Here is a 22,414-nt window from a genome sequence, read left to right as displayed (position 1 = left end):
TTATAGGTGGCTTTTTTATACAAAAAAGACTTCACTTTATGATGTGAAGTCTTTTTGAATTTATTAACTAACTTAGAACATTCCCAGAATTCCATTCAGAATCAAGACCATTATTAGCCCCACAACTGAAATCACGGTTTCTAACACCGTCCAAATTGAGAAAGTTTGTTTCATAGTTAAGTCAAAGTATTCTTTGAACATCCAGAATCCGGCATCGTTAACGTGTGATGCGGCAAGTGATCCAGCACCAATGGCTAATGCCATCATTACTGGGTTAACGTTCAATGAAGACATCAGTGGCATAACAAGTCCGGCAGCAGTCATTCCAGCCACCGTAGCTGAACCTAGCGATACACGAAGAATAACGGCAACTAACCAGCCAAGGATGATTGGAGATAGTGATGAGTGCATCATGATGTTCTTAACGGCATCACCAACACCACCATCAATCAAGACTTGCTTGAAGGCACCACCACCACCAATAACCAATAGAAGCATGGCAATTGATTTAACGGAGGCTTCAATACTCTTAGAAACGTCACTCATTTTCTTACCACGATGGAAGCCCATTGACCAGATGGCAAATACTAAAGCGATTACCATGGCAATCATAGGGTTACCTAACATCGAGATAATAGCATCAAATCCTGACGGCTTAGCAACTGCTTTCCCGCCATGGAAAACTAACTGGTAAATGGTATTAACCGCCATGAAAATAGCTGGTAATAATGAAGTTAAAACCGAAAGACCAAAACTAGGAGTTTCATCTAACTTGTATTCTTTAACTTCACCAAAAGCTGGCAGGCTCTTCTTGACTACGAACGCGCTCGGAACAAACTTCTCAGCAAACTTCGTAAAGACAGGACCCGCAATTAAAACAGCTGGAATTGCAACAATGATACCAAAGAGCAATACCTCACCAATATTAGCGCCCAAGGCTGTGGCAACAGCAGTTGGAGCAGGTTGTGGTGGTAAGAATCCCTGGGTTGCTGACAATGCAGCCGCCATTGGAATTCCTAGATAAACAAATGGTACATCGGCTTCAAGGGCAACCGCGAAGACGATTGGGGTAAGTAATACCAATCCAACTTCGAAGAACAATGACATTCCGATAATGAACGAAGCAATTACGATCGCAATCTGTAATCGCTTCTTTCCAAATTTGTCGATCAGCGTCTTGGCGATTCGATACGAACCACCAGAATCAGAAACCAAACGACCGATCATGGCACCGAATCCGAAGACGATGGCCAATTCACCTAATGTACTACCAATACCAGTCTTAATGGCATCGGCAATTGATGCTGGGTTCATTCCTAATCCAAGCGCAACTAAAATAGCTGTGATGATCAAGGAAACAAAAGTATTTAGCTTAAGTTTGATGATCATGAAAAGGAGAAGTGCGATTCCTAAAATCAACACTATGAAGGGCATGTATGACATTTCTTTTCCTCTTTCCAATTATTAAATTAAAACAACGCTATAAATTAATTGTATACGGTTTCATGCCAGTTTTCAACACCATCTTTTAAAATTAAGCTTCAAAATAGCATCGGCCACCTCTTCTTTTACTTAATAAAACTAGTAATGACTCCGCCAATAATGACGAAAATCATTCCAATGGTAATATATAAAAGTTCTCTTTTAGTTTTGTGTTCGTGTAAAAAGATGATTCCACCAAAGGTTGATATGACAACACACATTTGCGAAATTGTAAATCCAGTTGCTACTCCATTTAATTCGGTTGAAATCAAATAGGTTAAAGCACCAAATCCAAACAAGAAACCACTGATAATATTTTTATAGGTAGCCACTTCTTTAAACGGATTAACCTTGGTTTTAAATATTATAAAGCAGGCAAAGATAGTTCCCATCACGACCATTCCAATGGTTTGAGGGAGAAACGCTGCCCATCCATTAGTATTAGCAACTTTTGGGAATGCCGAATAGCCAACATACCCAAAAGTTCCGATGATTAAAACTAAAACACCCTTTCTAATATTAACCTGTTGCTTTTCTTCCTCAGTTTTTGGTGCTAACGTTCTGTCTTTTTTGGTAGTTAGTAAAACACCCAAAATGATTAAAATAATCGATCCGAATCCAGCTAACTTTGGAATCAAACCCGCCCATTCACCAAAAACAATTACTCCAGTTAATGAATTGCCAATCAACTGAAGACCAGTTGACACTGGCATGGATAGCGAAACTCCCATCAGTGAAAATGCCGTGTACTGAGTATATTGTCCAATTGCCCATGCCATACCAGACAGAAGACAAAGCCAAAAAACTTCTTTTGAAATCACTGGTTGCTTAATGAAATAGACAATAACAGCAATTAAAATGGCTCCATATGTAGAACCCATTAGTTGATTAATTGGCTTTCCACCTAGCAAACCGATTGAAATTGGTAAAATACCCCAAGCAATCGCTGGTAATAATGCAATTAAAATATTCAAACTTAATCCCCCGAATTAAAATAATTTCTAACCATTCTCTTCAAGTTCAATATACTCCCTTTTAAATCAAACCGATATTCAAATTCACAAAAAAAGGACACTAAATGTGTCCTTAAATGTGTCCTTTTTTGAAAAGATAAAATTTTAAATAAAACTTGTAATGACACCACCAAGAATGACACAAATCATTCCAAGTGTGACAAATACTAGTTCTTTCTTTGTCTTGTGTTCGTGAAGAATTATAATTCCACCAAAGGTTGAAATGACAACACACATCTGTGAAATCGTAAATCCAGTGGCCACTCCGTTTAATTCAGTCGAAATTAGATAGAAGAAGGCACCAAATCCGAACAAAAATCCGGTAATAATGTTTTTATATGAAACAGCTTGTTTAAACGGATTAACCTTGGTTTTATAAGCACTAATAATAACAAAGATCGTTCCCATGATGACCATTCCGATCGTCTGGGGCAGAAAGGCTGACCAACCATTGGTATTAGCAATCCTTGGAAAATCAGAGTATCCAATATAGCCAAACATGCCAATTACTAACAGAATTAAACCATTCCGAGTATGCTGAGCGGCATTCTCTTCAGCCGTCTTGGGTTCATTACTGCCATTGTCTTTCAAAGTTGTTAGTAAGACCCCAATGATAATCAAAATAATTGATCCAAAACCAGCTAGCTTGGGAATTAAGCCAGCCCATTCACCAAAGAAAATCACTCCGGTAACTGAAGTACCAACTAACTGCAAACCAGTTGAAATTGGCATCGTTCGTGATACACCAATTTGAGTAAAGGCCATGTACTGAGTCATTTGACCAACTGCCCAAGCCATCCCTGAAAGTAAACACCACCAAAAGTCCTGCATGGTGATCACTGGTTGTTTAAAAATAAACACAAGGATGGCAATGATTAACGCTCCATATGTAGTTCCCATCAACTGATTAACTGGCTTACCACCGATTAACCCAGTTGCAATAGGAAGGAGCCCCCACCCTAACGCTGGGAGTAAAGCAATTAAAATATTCAATATAATTTCCTCCTAAAATGTAAATCCGTGTAGAACTCATTATAATCGCCCATAAGCCCAAAAATCAATTAATTAATTGTCATCACCAACATTTGCCCAAATAAAAAACACCTCATTTAAATGAAGTGTTTTAACGCTTATAGATGACCCCACTCAGACTCGAACTGAGATCGACCGCTTAGGAGGCGGTTGCCCTATCCAGTTGTGCTATGGGGCCAAAAACATTTTCTATTCTCTCACGAATAAAAAATTTAGTAAAGAACCAAACTAATGGTGATTTTTATGACTACTTGGTTTACCCTTATCTTTTTGTTTTCGTTTTCGGTGTTTATTCTTTTTTGGTTTAGCCTGGATAGCTTCGTGCACCTGTCTTTTTTTAGTCAGTGCCTGTTGTTTGATTTCTTTTTGATGCTCTAACTGTGAGTCATCAATGTGATCAACGATCTCCCCATTGAAATAATAAATTGGTTTTAATTCATATTCACTATTATCTAAAACGTGCTTTAAATCGCGAAGATCATGGTCATCTCCAAAATTAATTACTAACCCTGGCTCACCCATTCGACCTGTTCGACCAACACGATGAATGTAGGTATTCGATTCATTTGGCAAATCATAATTAATCACAGCTGGTAATTTTGCAATGTCAAGTCCCCTTGCAGCCACGTCAGTCGTTAATAATAATTTAATTCTTCCCAAACGAAAATCATCCAGCGCCTTTTTGCGGCTCTGTTTACTTTCACCTGCGGCTAATTTTTGTACCTTGCCATTTCCCTCGTGTTTGAAGAAATTAAAAGCCCGATTAAGCGTATCAGTCTGATTAAAAAATACTAATGCTTTAAAACCTTGCATTTTAGATAACCGGTTTAACATTTCATTTCGCTTGGCTCGTGAGATTTGAAAGAGGCCATGGGTTACCTTACCCCTGGTTTGATCAATATCCCTAACGTCAATTATGTCGGCACTTTTACCCATTTTTTCCTTTAGATGATACAAAACATCAGTGTCTGTAGCAGAAAAGTAGGCAGCCTGAGCATCTCTTGGAACTGCAGCAATAATATTTTTAACCTGATCTAAAGAAGTATCGTTGAGCAAATCATCAGCTTCGTCAATGACCACTGTTTCAACGTCATTAACCTTTAATTTTCGTTCATTAATCAAGCTAAGAATTCTTCCGGGAGTTCCCACAACAATCTCTGGATGTTTTTTTAACTGTTCTTGTTGCCGTTTAACGTTTGCTCCACCAATCAATGACAAAATTTTCACTTTAAAAGGAACCGCCCAATCTCTAATCACACCTGCCACTTGCATCGCAAGTTCTTGAGTAGGTTCGATCACAATGACCTGTGTGCCAACCCCTGGCATCGAATTAGCCAAAATCGGCATTGTAAACGCCACGGTTTTGCCAGAACCAGTTGGTGATAGTGCGACAATGTCATTTTCACCCTCAATCATCGGTGCATAGACTGCTTTTTGGATTGGGGTCTGTTTTTCATATCCTAATTTTTCAAAACGCTTAACAAATTGTTCGAGCACACTATTCTCCTATTTGTAAATAATGAATTCCAGCACTATCAGCAAGACGTCCCATTAAAGCATTAACTTTCTGCATTAAATTCAGTCCTCCAACGTATCGATTTTCGTAAACAGGATTCCCTGGATGATTTATGACTTCAGCAAAATCATTTGCTTCTGGAATCATCGGATTGTCGGTATAAAGAGGAGAAATCTCACTTTCTTTACCCTCATTCATTAATTTAGCTGCCGTAAACTCACCAGCATTATCAATTAAGACCGTTTGCTTTCCACAGTAGATCTCTGATTGTTGATACGAAGTAATCACCTTACTAAAGTTTAAAGTAACATCAAAAGTACCATAGTTTAAAACAGCTACTCCACCACCATCAGCTCCGGTTTCAATGAATTTAGGATAGTACATCTGTGTTCTTGGTAATCCAAATAGAGCAACGGCATCATACACAGGATAAACTCCTAAGTCTTCCAGAGCTCCGCCACCAAATTGAAGGTTAAAGACATTCGGAACTTCACCCTTAAGAACCTTATCGTAGCGAGAAGAATATTTGCTAAAAGTAAATTCTGCCCCATCAATTTTAATATCATCAATTTGATCTTGAACTGCTTTAAAAGCGGGCATGTGAATGTTCCGTGCTGCTTCCATTAAGCGAGCTTTGGGATGTTGCTTTAACGTGTCGATGGCAGACTGGAATTGATATGGTCCAATAAAAGCAGGCTTTTCAACAATGACATTCTTGTCATGCTTAAGTGCTTCAATGACTTGTTGATAGTGAATGGCATTTGGTGAAGCAATATAAACGGTGTCGAATTTGTCAGATTCAAAGAAAACCTGTAAATCATCAAAAATGTTGTCACAATCATTTGGCTGAGCAAATTTCCGCGCCGTATCTAATTTTCTTGAATAAACAGCGTTCAACTTATACTTGCCAGTACTAACAGCAGCATCAACAAACTTTTGTGTGATCCAGTTAGTTCCAATTATTCCTAATTTAATCATTGTAATTCTCCCATTGTACTTCTTCATTATTCACAATATTTACCTGACCTAGATACTGATTCCACTGCTTCTGGTTCCCATTAAAAGCTACGGAATCAAAGCTTCCCTTCTGCCCATCAATGTTTAAATGATCGGAAGAATTCATGTTGATAAAGCGCACGTGCGGTTTCTTTGCATCGCTTTCATTATTTAACCAAAAAGCGGCGTGTGGAATTGATCTAAATTCTCGGTACATCTTCTCGTTAGTATTAATAATAACAGGTCGATCGTATCTCTGGTACAAAAACTGAACAAATTCATTAATCCGTTTCTTTTGTTGCTTTAAATTCACGTTGTTTTCATCATACGGATAGTAATATTGAACTTGAATGACGATTGGAAGTGTCCCGGTATTATCTTTGACTTGAGTTATAAAATTACTCTCTTGGTCTTCAATACTACTCTTAAATCCATAGGTATGATAAACCCCAATCTTTAAACCAGATCCCTGACTGCGATTGTAATTATTGTCAAAATTATCGTCAGCAAAGCTTGCTCCTTGAGTAGAACGAATGTACACGAACTTTTGGCCTTTCTGTTTAAGTGCCGTAAAATCGATGTACCCATCGTCTTGATTTACCGTCACACCCTGAACTGGATACTTTTTCAAAAGTAATTCGCGATCACGATTTTTATGAGCAAAGTACATCCAAATGGAAATAACGATAACTAGTAGCAGTACACTAACCAGTCCAATTAATGCCCACCTAGTTAATTTTTCTTTTCTTGCTTTTTTTCGAAGGTTGGACCGGTTAATCTCAGTCATTTGGACCTCCTCAATCATTTCTTATAATTAGTATAATTATAAATCAATATTATCACTATTTATTGATATTCGCTTGAATTCAAACGTTGATTTCAATATAATGAAAGCGTTATAAGTAGTATAATTTTTTTACTCGATCACTTAATAAAGTTGGCATGAAATCTGTCATAGAGTGCATCAACTAGCATGGAAGGGAAAGATTATAATGGAAAACGTAATTGGGGTCGACATCGGAACTACAAGTGTCAAAACCGTTTTATACGATGACAAAGGTGAAGTTAAAGGTTATTCAAACGATGGATATACTTTGTATCAAGACACTGCCGACATGGCAGAAGAAGATCCAGAGGAGATTTTCTCAGCGATGATTCAAGGTCTACAAAATGTTCTTAAAAAAGTAGACCCTAAAAAAGACACCATCAAGGGAGTTTCATATTCGTGTGCGATGCACAGTTTGATCCTCTTGGATGAGAACCACAAGCCACTCACCCGCGCAATCACTTGGGCAGATAATCGTGCCGTTGAATACGCAGATAAATTAAAAGAAAACGGCATTGGAATGGAACTTTACAAAAAGACTGGTGTTCCAACTCATCCAATGACACCACTTGTAAAGGCCATGTGGCTCAGAAATGAAAAGCCTGAATTGTTTAAAAAAGCCCGTTATTTTGTTGGTGTTAAAGAATACATCAACTATAAATTATTTGGGGTTCTAAAAGAAGACTATTCGATCGCTAATGCAACTGGCCTATTCAATATTTTTGACATGGACTGGGACGATGAAGCATTAAAAGTTGCTGGCATCAAGCGTGATCAACTGCCTGAATTAGTAGACACCACTTATCAATTAAAGGGCTTAAACGAAGAATACGCCAATAAAATTGGAATTGATAAAGATACACCATTTATCATTGGTGCTTCTGACGGTCCTCTGGCTAACTTAGGGGTAGACGCCATTAAACCAGGTGTAGTAGCTGTCACAATTGGAACTTCTGGTGCCGTTCGTGTCGTTAACGACAAGCCAACGATTGATCCTAAGGGTCGTGTATTCTGTTACTACCTAGCTAAGAATATGTGGGTTGTCGGTGGACCCGTTAATAACGGTGGAATTGTCTTCCGTTGGGTTCGTGATCAACTTTGCTTGCCAGAAAAAGTCACTGCCGAACAGATGAATATTGATGCTTACGATCTTCTAACTGAAATTGCTTCTAAGATTCCAGCAGGATCCGAAGGGTTAATCTTCTTACCGTTCTTGGGTGGTGAAAGAGCTCCAATCTGGGATGCTGACGCTCGTGGAACATACTTCGGTTTGACCAGAAAACACACTCGTGCCCACATGATTCGATCTGCTCTTGAGGGAATCGTGTATAACCTTTACACCGTTATGTTAGCCCTTGAAGAAGTTGTTGGCGAACCAAAGAGTATTCAAGCAACTGGTGGTTTTGCTCGTTCAGAACTTTGGCGCCAAATGTTAGCCGACATCTTTGAACAAGACGTCAACATCCCAGAAAGCTTCGAAGGTACGGCTCTTGGAGCTGCTACCCTTGGAATGTACAGTTTAGGCATGATTGACAGCCTTTACGACGTCAGTAAGTTTGTTGGGGTTACCAACACTCATAAGCCAAATCCAAAGAATTACCAAGCTTATCGTGAATTGATCCCAATTTACATTCGTCTAAGCCGTCATCTTCAACCAGAATACAAGAACATTGCTAATTACCAACGTGAACATGAAAATGATTGGAAAACCGGTCCAAAAGACGAAGACTAAATCAATATCACTAAAAAGCATCCAATTGGATGCTTTTTTATTTTATGTACTGACTTCGATTTGGCCCCATGCTATAATTAACCATTACGCAAAAGGAGTGGATCAAATGCCTCAAAGCAACTTAAAGAAAAACATTGGAATCGGTGCTGCCCTGTCAACTGTCATGGGAACCGTGATCGGTGCTGGAGTCTTTTTCAAAACTGCCAGTGTCGTATCTAATACTCATTCTGTCACTCTCACCATCCTAGCATGGATCATTGGTGGCCTTTTAACAATTTGTGGTGGACTAACGGTTTCAGAATTGGCTGCGGCCATTCCTAAAACTGGAGGAACCATTCAATACTTAAAGTATACTTATGGACCGCTAACTGGATTCCTACTGGGATGGGCCGAAATCCTTGTGTATTTTCCGGCCAACTTAGCGGCTCTCTCAATTGTTTTCTCCACTCAACTAATTAATTTGTTTCACTTATCAACATCACTCTCAATTACCATTGCAATTATTTGTGCATTAAGTGTTACGTTAATTAACCTTTTAGGATCAAAAGTAGCCGGAAGAGTCCAATCTTTGACACTAATTGTCAAATTAATTCCTATCTTTATCATTGTAATTGCTGGACTATTACTCCCGGGTCACGTTGACGTATCTTTTTGGCCTCCAATCCAGAACCATGGCTCCACTAACCTATTAACTGCTTTTGGTGGCGGATTACTGGCCACAATGTTTGCCTACGATGGATGGATCAACATCGGAAGCATCGCTGGCGAAATGAAAAATCCCCAAAAGGACCTTCCTAAGGCCATTATTTTGGGTTTAACTTTTATTATGATCATCTACGTTTTGGTAAACTGGGTTTTCTTAAAAAATATGCCACTTGATCAAATTGCAGGAAACCAAAACACCGCCTATGAAGTTGCCATGAAACTATTTGGTGGCATTGGCGGAAAACTAGTGACCATTGGCATCTTAATTTCCGTTTATGGCGCTATGAATGGTTACATCTTAACCGGGATCAGAGTTCCGTATGCAATGGGTAAAGACGATCAATTACCATTTAGTAAATACTTTGCAAAACTTTCTAAACACACTGCTACCCCCTATATTTCGGGATTATTTATGTTTATGATCGCTGTCGTTATGATTTTCATGGGTAGTTTTGATATGCTAACTGATATGTTAGTTTTCGTGATGTGGATATTTAATTGCCTTTTGTTCGTTGCTTTATTCATCTTAAGAAAGCGTGAACCGGAGTTGGTTCGCCCATACAAAGTACCTTGGTATCCAATTGTCCCAATTCTCGCACTAGCCGGGGGAATCTTTATCTTAGTTTCAACGATCCTGACCCAAACCGTTTTGGCTATCATTGGTATCATAGCCACTTTAATAGGAATTCCAGTTTATTACTGGCATAAAATGATGAAAAACAAAACTTCAACTGAAAAATAAAAAGAATCTAGCGAGCTAGATTCTTTTTATTTACTCTTTTCCAACACCGTTACACTTTCAACATGCGGTGTTTGTGGAAACTGATCCACTGGTTGAATAGGTTGTTTAATTTCATAGCCACCATCAATTAAAGCCTGACAATCCCGTACAAGAGTGGCGGGATTACACGAAACATATACTAATCGCTCTGGCTTCATCTCTAAGACACTAGCAATAAAGGTTGGATCAAGGCCCTTTCTTGGCGGATCAACTACCACGACATCTGGTCGAATGCCCTGCTCTGCCCATTTTTTCATCTGATCCTCAGCCTTTGCAACCACAAAGCTAACATTATCAATATGATTTAATTTAGCGTTCTTTCGGGCATCTTCAATTGCCTCAGCAACCACATCAACTCCGTACACATGCTTAACTTTTGGTGCCATTGCCAGTGAAATTGTCCCAATCCCGCAATACGCATCAACCACCACATCATTTTTCGATAATTGCGCCTTATCGATGGCCAAAGAATAAAGTTTTTCAGTCTGAACCGGATTAACCTGGTAAAACGACATTGGTGAAATCAAAAACTTGGTGTTTAAGAGTTCATCCTTGATGTAAGCTTTACCTGATAACAGGATGTTCGTGTCCCCCATCAGTCGATTCCCGTGAGAATCATTAACATTTTGAATTAAACTATCTAAATCAGGCAACTGATCATTAATGGATTTAATAATTTCATCTTTATGTGGCAAGTTTTTACCATTGGTAACCAAAACTACCATCATCTCGCCGGTTGCTTTTCCATAACGGACCATAATATTCCTAATACAACCCTTGTGAGTTGCCTCATTGTAAGCACTAACATGATAAGCTCGTAAAACATCCCGAACCTTAATAATGGCTTCATCGATGTGAGGATCTTGAATGTAAAAATCTTCAATTGGAATTAAATCATGACTGTGGCGCCGATAAAAACCCGTTTCCAATTGACCATTCATCTTCCTAACCGGAATCTGAGCCTTATTTCGGTATTTTGATGGATTATCCATTCCAATTGTTTGAGCAACAGCAACGTTTAAATGAGCCTTCTTAAACAATTCCTCAATCTGATGTTGTTTAAACTCTAATTGTTTTGGATATGCAAGGTGTTGTAATGGAGCAATCCCAGACTGCGTATACCGTCGATCAATTGCTTGAACTCGATTGGGACTTGGTTCGATAATCTTTTCTAATTTTCCAAAGGCGAAGTTCTTTTTAACTTTAATCACCCTGATCTGGACTTTCTCACCTGGAAGAGCATCCTCAATGAAAATCGGAAAATCGGAAACCTTACCAACCCCCATTCCCTGGTAAGTCAAATCAATCACGTTTACCGTGAGGTCTTGGTTTTTCTGTACTGGAGCTTCTTTTTTAGCGCTCATTTGTTCTCCTTACTAAAAAGTTTTGCCGTTACACGGCAAAACTTATTTTTTACTATCAGATGGAAGTTCATCGACTTTTCTGACAAACTTCTTTTCAACATTTTTGACCTGAGGAGCGACACTAGCCGACTCACTGATATCATCAGTCTTAAGGTTGGAATAAATACTAATTCGCTGCTTTAGATCGACAAACTTCATCGGAGCATCACCACCGTATTCGCCATCAAGATTAATCTGTAAGCGACTATCATCCCCAGGAAAAGCCTCAAATGTATTGGTCTTTTTGTATATAATCCTAGGATCATCAATGTGCCGACCGCCATTAAACGCTTTAGCAATTAATTGCAACATTTCAACTAAATTACCGGTTTTAACAATAATCATGGTAAATTTACCATCATCCATGGTTGCGTTTGGAACAATTTGTTCAAAACCACCCACTGAATTAGTCATGGCTAAAAAAAACATTGAAGCCTTCCCACAATATTCTCCACCATCATACTTTAATAACATCGGAACTGGCTTCACATTTGGCAACATTTCTGCTCCCTTTACCAGGTATGCAAGATACCCAAAAATAGTCTTTAAATCAGAAGGAACATTGTAAGTTAATTCTGTCATAAACCCACCAGCCGCAATATTAATGAAATAATTAGTCACTTCATCATTGTATGCTTTACCAACGTCCATCTTTGAAACATTGCCCTTAGTGATCACTTTAGCAGCTTCAACGTAATCATCTCGAGGAATGTGCAATGCACGCGCAAAATCATTGGTAGTTCCAGCGGGAATGATTCCTAATTGTGGTCGATAATCACGTGGAGCAATGCCATTAATTACTTCATTGATGGTCCCATCTCCACCTGCCGCAACGATGAGATCAAATCCCTCTTCAGATGCACGGGCGGCTTCATCACGTGCTGAATGTGGTTTGGGAGTGGTCGCAAAAGCACTGGCTTCATATCCACCATTCTCCAAAACATCCAAAATATTAACCAACTGCGGTTTTAACATTTCACGTCCAGACGTTGGATTGTAAATTACTCGTGCTTTTTTGACCATTCTTACATCACCCTATTTATCTAAAGAACCTTTCAATAATTTGTTTACAACTTGCGGATTAGCTTGTCCATGAGTTTGTTTCATAATTTGTCCAACCAAATACCCAACAGCTCGATCTTTACCATTATGATAATCATCAACTGACTGTTGATTATCTTTTAAGACCCCATCAATAATTGGTTGCAGTTTTTTAGGATCAGATAATTGGACCAGTCCTTTTTCTTCAACGAATTTCTTTGGATCTTGCCCCTTAGTAACTGCCTTAAATACTTTTTTAGCCATTTTACTTGAGATGGTATCGTCCATAATCATTTTAATCATGGTAGCCATCGCTTCAGGCGTGATTTTGGTGTCTTCCAAGTTAGCTTGATTATCGTTCAAGTACGCATTGACGTTATCTTGAAGGTAGTTAGCGGCTAATTTAGGATCAGCACCTAATTTAACCATTTTATCATAAAAATCAGACATTTCTTTGGTCTGAGTGATAACCATTGCATCATAATCAGTGATCCCTAATTCATTAACGTAACGATTACGACGTTTAATAGGCATCTCTGGCATGGATTCTTTTAATTCATTAATCCATTCATCAGAAATACTCAAAGTTGGAAGATCTGGTTCTGGGAAGTAACGATAATCATCTTTTCCCTCTTTGACACGCATTAACTCAGTTTTACCAGTAGATTCATCAAAACGACGACTCTCAGAATTAATCTGACCGCCGGACATCAACACCTGTTGTTGACGTTGTTCTTCGTACTCAAGTGATTTTCTAACATGATTAAATGAATTCAAGTTCTTTAATTCAATCTTTTGACCTAATTCTTTACTACCAATGGGTCGAACTGAGATATTAACATCAACCCGCATTGACCCTTCTTCCATCTTGACATCAGAAATTCCGGTAAATTGAATCCGTTGTCTTAATCCTTCCAGATAATCATATGCTTGTTGCGGAGTTGTCATCTCGGGCTTAGAGACAATTTCAATAAGCGGAGTCCCCTGACGGTTTAAGTCAACGTAAGAATATTTTTGTTCATGGGTATTCTTACCAGCGTCTTCTTCAATATGCATCTCTTCGATTCCAATTTTTTTCTTACCATTTTCGGTCTCGACTTCAATCCATCCGTTTCTAGCAGTGGGTCTCTCGTTTTGAGTAATCTGATACCCCTTCGGATTATCCGGGTAGAAATAATTTTTACGATCAAAATGAGGGTGCTTTTCAATATGAGCATGTAAAGCTAGAGCCGCGGTGATACCATCCGCAACGACCTGTTTGTTAACGACTGGGAGCGTTCCAGGATAACCCCAGTCAATCACGTTAGTATTACTATTGGGCTTGTCCCCAAACTGTGCAGCAGATGGACTATAAATTTTTGAATTAGTTTTAAGCTCAACGTGGACTTCTAGACCAATGGTCGTTTCAAAATTCATGACTATTTACCTCCCATCTTTGGTGTTTGCTTGTGAAAATCAGTATTCTGTTCAAAAGCGTATCCTGCTTTATAAATGGTACTCTCATCAAACGGTTTCCCCATTAATTGCATTCCGATTGGCAAACCATTACTGGATCCAGCAATTTGAGACATAGCAGGAACTCCAGCCATATTGGCTGGGATCGTCAAAATATCATTCATATACATTTCAATGGGATCTTGATCTTCTACTCCAATTGTAAAGGCAGTAACTCGAGATGTTGGACTCAAAATTAAATCATGGTCAGCAAAAACCTTTTTAAAATCATTGATGATTAAAGTCCGAATTTTAGCAGCCTGTTTGTAATATTTATCAACATTATCGTAAGAAAGCGATAATGTCCCTAGCATAATCCGTCGCTTAACCTCATCCCCAAACCCTTCTGATCGTGATTTAACGTACAATTCATCAAGTGTTTGAGCATCTGATGCTCGATATCCATAACGAATTCCATCGAATCTTTCTAGGTTAGAAGATGCTTCAGCGGTTTGAAGCGCATTATAAGCAATAACACCATATTTAGAATTAGGCATCGAAACCCAGTCAACCTTTGCACCTAATTTTTTAAACGTTTCTGCGGCATTTTTGATTGCTTTTGAAACATCAGGAGATAACTTATTAACGTATTCCTTGGGAATGCCAATTCTCATCCCCTCGACCCCATCTTTAATGTGTTCGGTGAAATCAGGAACTTCCTGTTTTGAACTAGTTGAATCGTGTTCGTCATGACCTGAAATTGCGTTTAAAACCAGAGCATTGTCAAAGACACTTCTAGTAAGAGGTCCAATTTGATCAAAACTTGAAGCCATCGCAATAAGTCCAAAACGTGATACTCGACCATAGGTTGGCTTCATTCCAACAATTCCCGTGAATGAAGCTGGTTGTCTAATTGAACCTCCGGTATCTGATCCAAGTGCAACTGGAACTTCACCGGAAGCAACTGCGGCAGCCGAACCACCGGACGAACCGCCAGGAACTTTGCTATAATCCCATGGATTGTGAGTGGTTTTAAGGGCTGAATTTTCAGTTGAACTTCCCATTGCAAATTCATCCATGTTGGTTTTACCAACGTTAATGGTACCAGCATTAGAAAGTTTCTTGGCCACCGTTGCATCATAAATTGAAGTGAAATTTTCTAGCATTTTTGAAGATGCAGTAGTTGGTAATTCTTTAGTAACGATGTTATCTTTCAAAGCCAACGGAATCCCATCTAAAATATTATTAGGATCAATCCCACGTTCATCAATGGCTTTAGCATTTTCAAGCGCTTTATCATTTAGATTATTAAAAGCATCAATGTTTTGGTCAGTAGTTTTGATGTTGTCCATGGTCTCTTTTACTAAGTCAACGGCCGAAATTTCCTTATTTACTAACATCTGGTGAAGTGAACGCAAATCCTTATCTAAATAGTTCATTATTATTCATCCTCACTTCCGTCAATAATTACTGGAACTTTAATTAAGTCATCTTGAATATCAGGAGCATTCTTTAACAAAGCATCTTGTTCGTGCCAATCTTCTGCCACGTCTTTTCTAGTAACGTCAATTCGATCCGTTACCGTATAAGTGGGCTCAACACCCGATGTATCAACTTTTTCAAGTGTATCCAACATTTTCAACAAATCATTTAATTGTTGGGTGAATTCAGGTAATTCATCTTTTTTTAATTCAAGCTTAGCTAACCCAGCAATATGTTGGGTTTGTTCTTCCGTAATCTTATCAGCCATTTTATCCCCTCTTTTACTAAATCACTAAATCTTAATAGCTATTAAACACATGCGAACTGAAGGACTTTCCTCCCGCATTTCGGTTCAAATAACTTTGAATTCCATCAGTTGATTTTACGGTAATATCAATTGGTACACTGCCAGGAAGATATTTTTGAGCAGCATTCTGTAGGTATTGAGTAAAACTGATGATTTCAGTTTGACTATAAAATTGAGTTGTAATGTTAATGTGCATTCCTTGAAGTTGCTTACCCTTGTATTGAGCCTGTGCAGTAATCCCACTCAAGTTAGGGAAGAAATTTTGAACCTGTGACTTAAATTGATTAAACGCAGATAAATCATTCGTATTAGGTCCCTTAGAACCATTGGCAATCGGGAACACATATGATTTTTCATTAATTGGTTTCCATGAGTTTACAGACGTCGTGCCCGGATTGTTAACCGATGAGGCAAAGAAATTACCACCAGTCAAACTATCGTTTGGAGCTTGCTTGTACAATGCAATCACGATTGGAATATTCTTTAATTCTTTATTCTGTCTCAATCGTTTAAGGATCGTGTTAGCCATCTCCTTACCTTGTTTCTCAACCACATCATCGGGGATCTTCTGTTGATACTGGCTCCCATACTTCTGTTTAGTGTAGTAGTACACTGAATTGATCCCAAGGCCAATGGTCATACCCTTCATGGTCATTTTATTACCATTTGGAACTAAGAAGTCTTGTTCATCCATTTGTTGCAAGTACATTGGGGTTACTTTTCCCTTTTGTTGCGATGGATTTAGTCCCTCCGGGTTTTGCTTTGACTTACGATCAAGCCACTTCTCGGCAGTGTCAGTAGAGATGTATTGTCCCTCCTGAAAAACATACTTATCAGTCGAAAAATTCTGCTTGGAAATTCCAAGCAAACCGTTCTGAAATCCTTTCAAGTTAAACTGATTATCATTTTGTTGAATGTCAACTCCACGCGATTTACTAGTTTGATAATGTCCATCCTTAATAACACTCTGATAATTCTTACCACCAGTTTCCCCGGTTAATTGTGTATTCTTATTATTTGTATTAGTGGTACTCTTGTTAGTACTCCCACAAGCTACTAACATTAATGCGCTAGCCGCCACCATTAAAATTACTTTTAAGCGTCTCAACTTAAATTCCTCCGACTTCTTATCATTCTTTTTGCATTTCATTTTTAAAATGATCTTCATCCCAAACCGGAACCGAAAGAGATTGAGCTTTGGTTAGCTTACTACCTGCATCCTCTCCCGCAATTACTAGGTCGGTATTTTTAGAAACACTACTTGTGACATCCGCTCCATGGTTTTCAAGCCATTCACTGGCTTGACCCCTAGTTAAATCAACCAACTTTCCGGTCAATACAACTCGTTTACCATTGAAAAAGTTATCTGGTTGTACTATCTCTTCATTATTTACATAGTCCATATTAACACCAACATCAACGAGTTCGCCAATTAATTCTCTACTATCAGCGTTTTCAAAATAAGTATGAACACTATCAGCAATAACTTGACCAATGGTGTCAATTGAGGCGATTTCTTCGACACTTGATTTCATGAGAGCATCCATGGTTTTAAAGTGGGCAGCAATTAATCGCGCTGCTTTAGCACCGACGTGTCTGATGCCTAATCCAAAAAGCAATCTTTCAAGTGAATTGCTCCGACTACTATCAATGGCAGAAAGTAAATTGTTAGCAGACTTGTCACCAAACTTATCAAGAGTGAGTAGTTCATCATAACTAAGGTGATACAAGCTGGCCACATCCGAGACCATTTTTTTATCAAACAACTGCTTCACAATCTTAGGACCCAAACCATCAATATCCATTGCATTTCTAGAAGCAAAATGATTAATTTGTTCCACCAGCTGTGCTGGACACTTCGGATTAATACAACGTAAGGCAACTTCACCATCTAAGTGGACTAATTTAGCACCACATGAAGGACAACGATCTGGGATAACATATGGCTTAGAATCTTTTGGCCTTAGATCAGGAAGATACCTTTCAACCTCTGGAATAATGTCGCCAGCTTTATACAAAACAACTGTATCGCCGACACGGATATCTTTTTTCTCAATATAATCAGGATTATGAAGTGACGCTCTTGAAACGGTAGTACCGGCCAATTGCACTGGATCCATGATTGCGGTAGGAGTTACCACTCCCGTTCTTCCAATGGTCCACTCAATCTTTTTAATTTTAGTATGAACTTCTTCTGGCGGAAACTTGTAAGCAATCGCCCACTTCGGGACTTTAACCGTATGCCCAATTTCCATTTGTAAAGGAAGCGAATTGGTCTTAATCACAATGCCATCGATACCAAAGGTGAGATTATCTCTTGCTGCTGAATACTTTTTAATGTAAGCATCAATCTGATCCATATTGTCAGCCACTTGATAATGCTCATTGATGGTAAAGCCTAATTCTTTTAGTTCCTCTAAAAGTCCACTTTGAGTGGTAGCCTTTAAATCGTCATAATTAGCAACGTTATACATAAAAGTACTTAAGTGGCGATCCTTAGTAACTTTTGGATCCAATTGTCGAAGACTCCCGGCAGCAGCATTTCTCGGATTAGCAAACGTTGGTTTTCCGTCATTTTGTCGTCGTTCATTTAACTTTAAAAAGGCTTCTTTTCCCATATAACATTCGCCACGTACTTCAATATCAATGGGTCGACTTAATCTTTTAGGGATTGATGGGATGGTTTTTAAATTTTCAGTGATATCCTCACCAATTTGTCCATTTCCCCTAGTCGATCCCTGCACGAACACCCCATGCTCATAACGAAGTGAAATAGCTAGTCCATCGATCTTCAACTCACAATTATACTCAGTATCTTGAGGATAATTGTGCTTGAGTCGAACCACAAAATCCTTAAGCTCTTGGGGTGAAAATACGTCACCTAGTGAAAGCATTGGAATCTCGTGATTGACCTTTGTAAATTCATTCGAAGTTGCCCCACCAACGTGCTGAGTCGGTGAATCAGGAGTGATAATTGCTGGAAACTTGGCTTCCAGATCCTGCAAGCGAGCATAGTTTCGATCATATTCCGCATCTTCTACGGTTGGTTGATCCTGTTCATAGTACTGTTTTCCCCACTTAATTAACTTTGGTCTTAGTTCTGAGGCCTCTTTTTTTGCTTCACTTTCATTAACCTGATCCATTGGAATCTTAAACAATCTTACCACTCCCTTACTTAATCGATTGAATTTTTGTTATGGGTGCAAATGCAGCTAATAGACGTTTAATTCCTTTTTCTGGAAAGGCAATGTCAAGTTCCATATCTTCACCGGTTCCATTAATTTTAACAACAGTTCCAGTTCCCCACGCCTTGTGTTTGACTTTATCACCAATATTCCATGACTTCTTATCAGCACCAGTTCCTTGGGGTTTTTCAACTCGTTTGTTAGGGCGATGATATGGTTCACTAAAGGCTCGATTGGTTCGTTTATTATACTCACTACTGGTGTCAAATGGAGTCTTAGGTCCCGTTGGAATTGAACTCTCATTATCCAATACATCCGAATTAATTTCATCCATAAATCGTGACTCGGGATTATTTTGCATTCTACCATATAACATTCGTGAGTATGCATTTGTCATATAGAGTTTAGTCTGAGCCCGCGTAATTCCTACATAGGCTAACCGTCGTTCTTCTTCTAACTCACTTTCCCTTTCAGTAGCTCGACTAAGAGGAAAAATTCCTTCTTCCATCCCAACCATAAAAACGACTGGAAATTCAAGTCCCTTAGCAGCATGCAAAGTCATTAAAGTCACCTTTTTAGCCGATTCATCAACATCGTCTTGAGCCGATACAAGGGCCAGATCCGCCAAAAAATCTGTCAAACGACTATCACTACTACCAGTCTGTTCATCATACTTTAAATCAGAATCTTTTGTGACAGAAAGAAATTCTTCAATATTTTCAATCCGTGTCTGTGAGTCCAGTGAATTGGTTTTCTTTAGATCAGCCATATATCCAGATTGATCTAAAAGGGCTTCGGTAATTTCCGTAACGGTCATATCCTTTTGCTTTTTTTGAACGTTTGATATGACATTAGCAAAATTAGCAATGGCATTTCGAGCACGACTGGAGATATTATTGGCCAAGTCAACATTTTGAGCTGCTTCTAGTAGACTCCATCCATTATCTGCTGCAAACATTCTCAACTTTTCCACACTCGAACTGCCAATTCCACGCTTAGGAACGTTAACAACCCGTTCAAAACTTAATGAATCACTGGGATTAGCAATGAGAGTCAAATACGAAAGAATGTCCCGGATTTCCTTACGGTCGTAGAATTTATGCCCACCAACCATCGTGTACGGAATATTTGATTTCAAGAAGGTCTCTTCGATTACACGCGACTGGGCATTCGTCCGGTACAAGACCGCAAAATCATTATAAGAATAATGATGTTTACTGACCTCATCTTTAATCTTAGACACCACGTAATGGGCCTCACTAGCCTCACTTTGAGCACGATAGTACGTTACCTTTTCGCCAGTATCATTTTCCGTCCACAAATTCTTATCTTTTCTCTCGGCATTGTTTTGAATAACGTCGTTTGCGGCACTTAAAATATTCTTAGTTGAACGATAATTCTGTTCCAGTTTCACAACGTGTGCATTTTTATAGTCATTTTCAAAATCCAAGATATTATTCATGTTAGCACCACGCCAACCATAAATACTCTGATCAGCGTCACCCACTACACACAAATTTTGATACTTTTTGGCAAGCATTGATACTAATTTATACTGTGCTTCATTGGTATCTTGATATTCATCGACATGGATGTAATGAAACTTATCTTGATAATAATTCAAAACCTCTGGATACTGTTTAAACAATCTAATCGTAAGCATAATCAAATCATCAAAATCGACAGCTTGGTTTTCTTGAAGTCGCTTTTGATATTCGAAATATACCTGTGAAACCACTTCTTCAAATGGACTGTTAGCTGAATGTGACTTTTGATAATCTCGTGGAGTCTGTAAATTATTCTTAGCGTTTGAAATGGCACTTAAAATAGCCCTTGGATCATTCTTTTTCGGGTCTAGATCTAAGTCTTTTAAAATTCGTTTTACAAGGGTCTTTTGTTCTCCTGAATCAGTGATAGAAAAAGCACGATTATAACCTAATTTATCAATGTCACGTCTCAAGATTCTCACGCCAAGTGCGTGAAAAGTTGATACCCAAACATCGTCACCACCAACGCCAAGTAATTTACTAACACGTTCCTTCATTTCGCGAGCAGCTTTGTTGGTGAATGTAATCGCCAAAATATTCCATGGCATCACACCTTTTTTCTCAATTAGATAAGCAATTCGATGAGTGAGCACCCTGGTCTTACCACTTCCAGCACCAGCCATAATCAAAAGTGGACCTTCAGTTTGTTCTACCGCCTCTTGTTGCTTATCGTTCATTGTCTTTAGTAGGTCTGTCTTTGACACGTTAACCAATCCTCTCGCTTTGTAAATCCATCATTAATTATAGCAAAATAGAGCCGACAAATTGCCGACTCTTCAATTTTAATAACATTTAATTTTTGGTCCAAATTCCTGTATTCACAATTCGATTAAACGTCTCTTCGACCGAATTGGTTGGAATTAAAATCACTCCAACCACATCATCATCACGTGCATTATTGTGATAATTAAAATAAAATTGCCAGTTTGGTTGAAGGATTCGTTGTCTAAGAACCTGTTCATATTGCTTTTTCGTAAACAAACGAGCAACCACATCACTAATCTTATTAATCTTAGCTAATGGCAACCCTGAAATGGCCCGAAGATGTTGATCATACTCGCTGATATCAGTAGCTAAATTAAACAAAAAACCGGCATTATTAACGGTTGGATCAATGTTTGTAACGTAAATGTTTTGATCAGCCGTTACACCGAACGATACCTCAAATGAACCAACGTATTTAACATTTTTGCCGATTTGATTAACAATTCTAATCATTTCGTTAATAACGTTAGAATCTGTTTTGGAAGTATCAGTACTTACCGTTTGGAGCATGTTCCCTAAATAACTGGTTTTAACGGCGGGAAATTGTTGTAAATCTTCTTTTACTGATTTAGTAGCAATAATTGCGTATTCGAAACGGTAAGGAACGTAAGATTCCAGTATATATGGACCCCTTTTTAACATATCAGAAGCAAGTGCAATATCATTTGATTCGTTAATAACTAGTTGTTGGTTATTAGTCATGTGTCGCTGAATTGGCTTTAAAATTGCAGGATATCCAATTGAATCAATTGCTTGATAGATATCTTCCAAGTTAATAATAGTGACGTATGGTGACGTATTGACGTTAATTTGATCAAAAAAGGCCCTTTCCATCACACGGTCCTGACTAATCTCTAAAAGGGATTCGCCTTGAGGAACATAAGTATACTTTTCGATTTCACTAATAACCTGAGGATCAATGTCATTTGAAACGTATGTAACTAAATCACACTTCTCAGAAAATTCCCTTAAAGTATCAACATCATTAACGTCACCTGTAAATGCGTAATCAGATTGTCTAGCGATCTCGCTATCTGAATTGGAACTATAGGTGGCAATTTTCAATCCCGCGTCGCGGGCCACGTTAACTAGTTGCGTACTACTAAAATAGTCACCAATAATTCCAATTGTGCTTCCTGGGTAGAGTAATACTGAATCCATAGTTTA

17 protein-coding genes and 1 tRNA gene are annotated in these 22,414 nt (G+C 38.5%); 2 read left to right on the top strand and 16 right to left on the bottom strand.

From position 1 onward, the window contains the following. Positions 1-72: 72 nt before the first annotated feature. The 7 genes from AC6UDA_RS02820 to AC6UDA_RS02790 form a co-directional block, all read right to left on the bottom strand. Positions 73-1,434 carry a gluconate:H+ symporter gene (locus AC6UDA_RS02820; protein WP_500693612.1) on the bottom strand — a complete coding sequence of 454 codons (1,362 nt, stop codon included), beginning with the start codon at positions 1,432-1,434 and terminating at the stop codon, positions 73-75. 134 nt (positions 1,435-1,568) lie between these two features. After that, entirely contained in the window at positions 1,569-2,456 is an 888-nt protein-coding gene (locus tag AC6UDA_RS02815; protein WP_500696550.1) for a GRP family sugar transporter, read from the bottom strand. Between the two features lie 144 nt (positions 2,457-2,600). Then, positions 2,601-3,488 carry a GRP family sugar transporter gene (locus tag AC6UDA_RS02810; protein WP_500693583.1) on the bottom strand — a complete coding sequence of 296 codons (888 nt, stop codon included), beginning with the start codon at positions 3,486-3,488 and terminating at the stop codon, positions 2,601-2,603. A gap of 144 nt (positions 3,489-3,632) precedes the next feature. Further along, positions 3,633-3,705 (bottom strand) — tRNA-Arg (locus tag AC6UDA_RS02805). Positions 3,706-3,755: 50 nt separating this feature from the next. Further along, on the bottom strand, positions 3,756-5,024 hold the full coding sequence (locus AC6UDA_RS02800; RefSeq protein WP_500710837.1) for a DEAD/DEAH box helicase: 1,269 nt from the start codon (positions 5,022-5,024) through the stop codon (positions 3,756-3,758). Position 5,025: 1 nt separating this feature from the next. Then, complete coding sequence (locus AC6UDA_RS02795) at positions 5,026-6,021, bottom strand: Gfo/Idh/MocA family protein (protein ID WP_500695215.1); 996 nt, start codon at positions 6,019-6,021, stop codon at positions 5,026-5,028. Then, positions 6,014-6,826: a GH25 family lysozyme gene (locus AC6UDA_RS02790; protein WP_500706323.1), complete on the bottom strand. Its 813-nt coding sequence runs from the start codon at positions 6,824-6,826 to the stop codon at positions 6,014-6,016. Before AC6UDA_RS02790 ends, AC6UDA_RS02795 begins: the two co-directional genes overlap by 8 nt. Positions 6,827-7,031: 205 nt before the next feature. Between AC6UDA_RS02790 and gntK the strand changes: the two genes are divergently transcribed. Both gntK and AC6UDA_RS02780 read left to right on the top strand, forming a co-directional pair. Continuing rightward, on the top strand, positions 7,032-8,597 hold the full coding sequence (gene gntK / locus AC6UDA_RS02785) for a gluconokinase (RefSeq protein ID WP_500696546.1): 1,566 nt from the start codon (positions 7,032-7,034) through the stop codon (positions 8,595-8,597). A gap of 106 nt (positions 8,598-8,703) precedes the next feature. Next, entirely contained in the window at positions 8,704-10,044 is a 1,341-nt protein-coding gene (locus tag AC6UDA_RS02780; RefSeq protein WP_500700787.1) for an APC family permease, read from the top strand. A gap of 26 nt (positions 10,045-10,070) precedes the next feature. Here the strand turns inward: AC6UDA_RS02780 and rlmD are convergent, their stop codons facing one another. The 9 genes from rlmD to AC6UDA_RS02735 form a co-directional block, all read right to left on the bottom strand. Further along, positions 10,071-11,447: a 23S rRNA (uracil(1939)-C(5))-methyltransferase RlmD gene (rlmD, locus tag AC6UDA_RS02775; RefSeq protein ID WP_500710835.1), complete on the bottom strand. Its 1,377-nt coding sequence runs from the start codon at positions 11,445-11,447 to the stop codon at positions 10,071-10,073. A 42-nt stretch (positions 11,448-11,489) separates the two neighbouring features. Next, positions 11,490-12,509, bottom strand: a complete 1,020-nt coding sequence (locus tag AC6UDA_RS02770; protein WP_500710833.1) for a diacylglycerol kinase — start codon at positions 12,507-12,509, stop codon at positions 11,490-11,492. 12 nt (positions 12,510-12,521) lie between these two features. Then, the gene (gene gatB / locus AC6UDA_RS02765) at positions 12,522-13,943 is read right to left on the bottom strand and encodes an Asp-tRNA(Asn)/Glu-tRNA(Gln) amidotransferase subunit GatB (RefSeq protein WP_500693575.1); all 1,422 of its coding nucleotides are present in this window, start codon (positions 13,941-13,943) and stop codon (positions 12,522-12,524) included. A 2-nt stretch (positions 13,944-13,945) separates the two neighbouring features. After that, positions 13,946-15,400, bottom strand: a complete 1,455-nt coding sequence (gatA, locus tag AC6UDA_RS02760) for an Asp-tRNA(Asn)/Glu-tRNA(Gln) amidotransferase subunit GatA (protein ID WP_500693574.1) — start codon at positions 15,398-15,400, stop codon at positions 13,946-13,948. 2 nt (positions 15,401-15,402) lie between these two features. After that, on the bottom strand, positions 15,403-15,711 hold the full coding sequence (gene gatC, locus AC6UDA_RS02755; RefSeq protein ID WP_500710831.1) for an Asp-tRNA(Asn)/Glu-tRNA(Gln) amidotransferase subunit GatC: 309 nt from the start codon (positions 15,709-15,711) through the stop codon (positions 15,403-15,405). A gap of 31 nt (positions 15,712-15,742) precedes the next feature. After that, entirely contained in the window at positions 15,743-16,900 is a 1,158-nt protein-coding gene (locus AC6UDA_RS02750) for a CamS family sex pheromone protein (protein ID WP_500699295.1), read from the bottom strand. Next, positions 16,881-18,899: an NAD-dependent DNA ligase LigA gene (gene ligA, locus AC6UDA_RS02745; protein ID WP_500710872.1), complete on the bottom strand. Its 2,019-nt coding sequence runs from the start codon at positions 18,897-18,899 to the stop codon at positions 16,881-16,883. Before ligA ends, AC6UDA_RS02750 begins: the two co-directional genes overlap by 20 nt. Positions 18,900-18,921: 22 nt before the next feature. After that, complete coding sequence (pcrA, locus tag AC6UDA_RS02740) at positions 18,922-21,186, bottom strand: DNA helicase PcrA (protein WP_500710829.1); 2,265 nt, start codon at positions 21,184-21,186, stop codon at positions 18,922-18,924. Positions 21,187-21,274: 88 nt separating this feature from the next. Continuing rightward, positions 21,275-22,408 carry an ATP-grasp domain-containing protein gene (locus AC6UDA_RS02735; RefSeq protein ID WP_500707186.1) on the bottom strand — a complete coding sequence of 378 codons (1,134 nt, stop codon included), beginning with the start codon at positions 22,406-22,408 and terminating at the stop codon, positions 21,275-21,277. Positions 22,409-22,414 lie beyond the last annotated feature (6 nt).

It is taken from the genome of Fructilactobacillus sp. X8R4C1 (assembly GCF_059900905.1).
This window is presented reverse-complemented; position numbering and strand designations above follow the sequence as displayed.

What these genes read in the sequence shown, in the direction of transcription:
- AC6UDA_RS02820 (WP_500693612.1), bottom strand. Translation starts at nt 1,434, where the DNA reads ATGCCCTTCATAGTGTTGATTTTAGGAATCGCACTTCTCCTTTTCATG.
- AC6UDA_RS02795 (WP_500695215.1), bottom strand. Translation starts at nt 6,021, where the DNA reads ATGATTAAATTAGGAATAATTGGAACTAACTGGATCACACAAAAGTTT.
- AC6UDA_RS02790 (WP_500706323.1), bottom strand. Translation starts at nt 6,826, where the DNA reads ATGACTGAGATTAACCGGTCCAACCTTCGAAAAAAAGCAAGAAAAGAA.
- gntK (WP_500696546.1), top strand. Translation starts at nt 7,032, where the DNA reads ATGGAAAACGTAATTGGGGTCGACATCGGAACTACAAGTGTCAAAACC.
- AC6UDA_RS02780 (WP_500700787.1), top strand. Translation starts at nt 8,704, where the DNA reads ATGCCTCAAAGCAACTTAAAGAAAAACATTGGAATCGGTGCTGCCCTG.
- rlmD (WP_500710835.1), bottom strand. Translation starts at nt 11,447, where the DNA reads ATGAGCGCTAAAAAAGAAGCTCCAGTACAGAAAAACCAAGACCTCACG.
- AC6UDA_RS02770 (WP_500710833.1), bottom strand. Translation starts at nt 12,509, where the DNA reads ATGGTCAAAAAAGCACGAGTAATTTACAATCCAACGTCTGGACGTGAA.
- gatB (WP_500693575.1), bottom strand. Translation starts at nt 13,943, where the DNA reads ATGAATTTTGAAACGACCATTGGTCTAGAAGTCCACGTTGAGCTTAAA.
- gatA (WP_500693574.1), bottom strand. Translation starts at nt 15,400, where the DNA reads ATGAACTATTTAGATAAGGATTTGCGTTCACTTCACCAGATGTTAGTA.
- gatC (WP_500710831.1), bottom strand. Translation starts at nt 15,711, where the DNA reads ATGGCTGATAAGATTACGGAAGAACAAACCCAACATATTGCTGGGTTA.
- AC6UDA_RS02750 (WP_500699295.1), bottom strand. Translation starts at nt 16,900, where the DNA reads ATGAAATGCAAAAAGAATGATAAGAAGTCGGAGGAATTTAAGTTGAGA.
- AC6UDA_RS02735 (WP_500707186.1), bottom strand. Translation starts at nt 22,408, where the DNA reads ATGGATTCAGTATTACTCTACCCAGGAAGCACAATTGGAATTATTGGT.